The following is a 4,400-nucleotide window of genomic DNA, read 5'->3' as shown; positions in this document are numbered from 1 at the left end:
TTCCGGCGGTAAGTTCGTCTAAAATTTTGAGTTTAAAAGATTCTGAATACCGTCTAATTACTTTGTCATTTTTGTACATAATTGTTTAAGATTATGTAGCCTTTATTCAGGACGGGTCAGTATGACGCACAACGGACTTGTGTATGGCTCGTTGCGGAAAATCAGCTATGATTTTCCGCCGTAACCGAAAGATAGCAAATTGCAATGAATTCCGATTAGGAATTCAGCCGCAATGAACTATACACGTTGCTGCCTGCTGTGGTTTGTATCATTAGTATTTTCACTTTGTTCTCCGATTTTTCATTCACTCCACTCTAACTCATGGACATATACTTCATTCTTCCAATATACTTTGAAATTTGATATTAATCACACTCGTTTTCAAATCCCATTGATTCACATTCTAATACAACATCTGAACCATTATAAGTTGCAGAAATTACAAATGAAGTTTCAAGACTTTCACTTGAACTATCAAGTTGATAGGATCTAGAAAATGTTCCAATTTCTTCAAAAACAGCTGCCTCATTTAAATCAACACGATCATCTTTTTTAATAGTAATATTAATAGTCATATTTTGGGTTGCTCCATCCATAGGTGCGAAAGAAAAGTTAGTAAATTTAATTTCAACTCTTTCATATCCCATTCCAGTTGTGAATGTATGAACTTGGTCAGTTGTTAAGCTTCCTGATTGAAAAAAATCACCCTCATTAAAACCAAACGGACGACTTTCTGTATCTAAAGAAAGGGACCAATTAAATTCTTCAAGGTCTCCAGTAAAGAGAACATCTACCTCAAAGGCTGCACTATCAGGTGAATCATCATCATCATTAGAGCAAGAGATTATAATAAATAAAGAGACTAGGGCAAATGATAAAAATTTAAGAGTTTTCATAATATATTAGTAATTTATAATATGTTGCTGAACTGTGGCATTATTTTTTGATAACTTTTCTTACTGTCTTTGTATTTCTCGAAATTGAAGTTAATTCTACAAAATAAACTCCATCGTTTAATTCAGTCAGGTCAATTTGGTTGGTTTTGTATTCAGTGAAAATAACCTTGCCGTAAATATCATAAACACTTATGTCAAATTCAGAATCTGAATTGTCATTAGATAAATACAATAAACCGTCTGTTGGGTTTGGAAAGACTTTAATTTTATTGACAAAGTCTAAACCTGTGATGCTTAACGATGGGTCACATGCATTACTATTCAAATCTGGAATAACCATACTTACAACAAAGTTATTTGAATCATAAGTAAATTCAATTGCACATTGATTTGTTATATAAATTTTGTCAATGAAACCATTTACATTTCTTTCTATATCATGAGAAGTTAGGCTTACATTAGAATTTTCATCAATCCTGTAAAATTGAGTAGTATTGCCTTCTGATGATAGAGCATCTACCATTAATAGGAATTGATTTATTGGTTGTTGAAAACCATCATTGAATCTGTCGATACCTAATTCGAGAGTTAATAAAGAATTATTAAAATATACATTAGCCAAAGAAGCAAAAAATTCTTGTGGAAAAGTTTGAAAAAAATCATTACCTCCAATGTCTAGAACCTTTGTTCGCAAATATTCATTATAAGTTACTCCTGCCGCACTTAATAGGGAATTTTTCCAATTCAAAAGACGAGAATTAAAAATGAGGTAGTCAGCATCAATAGTATGACAAATCTCATGGCTTAAAGCTATCGAGAATAAATCAGAATTTGATGGTTGAAAATTATTAGGGAATCCATTGTCGTTTACAGCACCAATATTGTTACCAAAAGAATTAATTGCACTTACAAATTGTGTTGTATAAATGGCATTTTGAAAATCATCAGTATAAAACTCTCTGTAAAGAATTGTACCTAAGTTGGTTATTTCGCTTGGGATAGTTTCAAGAATGTCATTTATAACGTCTAACTGTAGGTTGGTTAAGCTATAATTATCAACCACTAAAATTTCATAATCATTCCAAATGTTTAAATATTTGATGGCGTTTGGGTTAGATAAATCTAGAGCAGACAAAAATTGATTCTCCTTTTCAGGATGATATCTTAGATAATCCCTTAAGAACATATGTACTTGTTCTCTAAATGACCCTAAGTATAAATATTGGGTATCATCAAAGGTTTGATTTACTTGAAAAAATACTGGATAAGTAGTGCACATATCTTCCAAAAAGTTATAGTACTCATCTACAATTTCGGTTCTATTGTTATAGTAGAATTTTAAATCTTCTATGGCTTGGGTTACTTGATTGACATCATTTAAGAAATTAACAGCATTAGGACTTTGTAAATTCATCATTATCGAATCTACAAATAGCTGAAATTCGCCAGCAAATGTTATACAGTCATTAAAAGTTACGCCACAATCTACATTTACTAGGTTTGTTGGTTGGTCATTTGCATATGTTGGTGGATTATTTGAGTTGCTAATATTGATTCTTGTTCCATGATTTTCATTAATACTACAATCTTCGATATCGCATTCAGTTTCGATGTCGTCAAATTTATAATAAGCAACTAGGTTAGATTCTAGTCCTGATAGTTCTGTGTTTAAATTGTTTTGGATTTCAGCCTGTGAGCGAGCTTCATTCCAAATTCTAACTTCATCAATATTACCATCGAAAAAGAAATTATTTGTTGAAAAAACTGACCTACCTATCCAAAGTGCGTCATTATTTAAATTGCCAAATATAGAGCTAAGAGTAATTTCATCTGTTAGTGTACCGTCAATGTACAGCTTAAGATTGGTGCCTTGACCCACAACAGCAATGTGCTGCCAAATATTAACCAGAAGACTTGAATTTGCACCTCTACCATTCCAACCACACTCACCTGCAGACACATATGCTAAATTACCATCTTTTATGAAAAGCCCATAGTTACCGCATTGACTGCTATTGCCTTTAATTAAAATTGTTTTTTCTAAACTGACATCATTAGGCTTTATCCAAGCCTCGATGGTAAAATCTCCAGATATATCTAATGACGGACTGTCTGCAACTGCAACATAGTCTGTACTACCATTTAAATCTATGGAAGTTTGTGATTTGACGTAAATTGTGATTGAGGCAAAAATTAGGGTTAAAATTAGTTTTCTCATAACTCAGAATTTTTGTGTTTAATAATAGCATTTCATATTGTTCGATACAATACCTTTTATTGGGTATTTTTCGGTCACCATTGCAGGCAACGTCCACTGTGTATGGCGTAGTGGGGCGCGCCCCGCGGAGAGCCATTGTTGCGCCCCATTCGCTATACGCAATGATGTGTGTAGTTTCGTGGGGAGTTCTCGTGGGCCCGTCCAAAGTTAGCCTAAAATTTGCAGGGGCGCAATAAACAGTGGACGATGTGGGATAATTAGTGAAAGGGGAGTCGCGCCGTGGCGTGACGGTTTCACGTGCCACAGGCAATTATCCCACATCGGTCTAGTGTATGATTTCGTTGCGTGTTTAAGCAACCAAGTTAGCAAATAAATCACAGATAGAAAGTCCGCGAGGACTTTCGTAAGTAGGCTCCTACCAAGCAATTAATTTTATACGTTGTTGGCAACAGTATTTATTTTTTTCGATTATGAAATTCAGTCAATATTTTTTCTTTTTCCAAATCCGACAATCCATAATTATTTGACATATATGGTGAAGGTGGAAAAGTCCTGTCAAAATTCAAAACATACATCATTAAATATTCACTTATCTGATATCTAACACCAACGCAACCTGATTGATAATCAACCAAATATTCATTATCGGCTATTGCTTTAGAAATCAGTTCAGCTTTTTCTTTGTAGGTTTCTTTTTTAATCAAACCCTCATAAGCAATAGCTTTTACAGTTCCATTTGGATATTTTGTGAGTTTCAGAAGTTCTAATTCCGTTGCATTTTTCATTATCCATTTTCTCCTTTGGATTTCATCTTCCGTTGACCTTGCGTCAACTCCAACAAATCCGCTTGTGATTCCTTGTTCTTTTGCAACTTGAATTGAGTCTTTTATTTCTTTTCTGATATCATTCCAATTATAAGTCCAACTTTTTTCATAGCCAGAAGATAGCACAGCAATAATTCCAATTCCGATTATTGTCAGAATTGGGAATAAAATCGAAAATCGATTCCGTTTACTGTTATTTCTGCGTTTCGTCATATTGTTGCCAACGTGTTTGTGTATGGCTCGTTGCGGAAAATCAGCTATGATTTTCCGCCGTGACCGAAAGATAGCAAATTGCAATGAATTCCGATTAAGAATTCAGCCGCAATGAGCTATACACGTCTTAAGTTTGTCTTTCATTAAATTTAACCAATAATCAGAAAGAACAAAAGAGAGAAATAAGGTTAGTATACACGGTGAAGCTTTGGACTTCGACAACATTGATAACCCTCTCTCTTTTTCTGC

Annotated in this window: 3 protein-coding genes; all 3 read right to left on the bottom strand. The window is 33.9% G+C overall.

Annotation, left to right across the window (positions count from 1 at the left end; translation table 11 throughout):
* Positions 1-365: 365 nt before the first annotated feature.
* Positions 366-896, bottom strand: a complete 531-nt coding sequence (locus H7U19_RS16645; RefSeq protein WP_186564011.1) for a hypothetical protein — start codon at positions 894-896, stop codon at positions 366-368.
* Positions 897-936: 40 nt separating this feature from the next.
* Positions 937-3,114 carry a LamG-like jellyroll fold domain-containing protein gene (locus H7U19_RS16640; protein WP_186564010.1) on the bottom strand — a complete coding sequence of 726 codons (2,178 nt, stop codon included), beginning with the start codon at positions 3,112-3,114 and terminating at the stop codon, positions 937-939.
* A 455-nt stretch (positions 3,115-3,569) separates the two neighbouring features.
* Positions 3,570-4,151, bottom strand: a complete 582-nt coding sequence (locus H7U19_RS16635; protein WP_186564009.1) for a hypothetical protein — start codon at positions 4,149-4,151, stop codon at positions 3,570-3,572.
* Between the last annotated feature and the right edge of the window lie 249 nt (positions 4,152-4,400).

The sequence above is a fragment of the Hyunsoonleella aquatilis genome (assembly GCF_014270105.1).
Classification (GTDB): domain Bacteria; phylum Bacteroidota; class Bacteroidia; order Flavobacteriales; family Flavobacteriaceae; genus Jejuia; species Jejuia aquatilis.
This window is presented reverse-complemented; position numbering and strand designations above follow the sequence as displayed.

Excerpts from the sequence above, each read along its gene's own strand:
- H7U19_RS16645 (WP_186564011.1), bottom strand. The coding sequence starts at position 896 with ATGAAAACTCTTAAATTTTTATCATTTGCCCTAGTCTCTTTATTTATT.
- H7U19_RS16635 (WP_186564009.1), bottom strand. The coding sequence starts at position 4,151 with ATGACGAAACGCAGAAATAACAGTAAACGGAATCGATTTTCGATTTTA.
- H7U19_RS16640 (WP_186564010.1), bottom strand. The coding sequence starts at position 3,114 with ATGAGAAAACTAATTTTAACCCTAATTTTTGCCTCAATCACAATTTAC.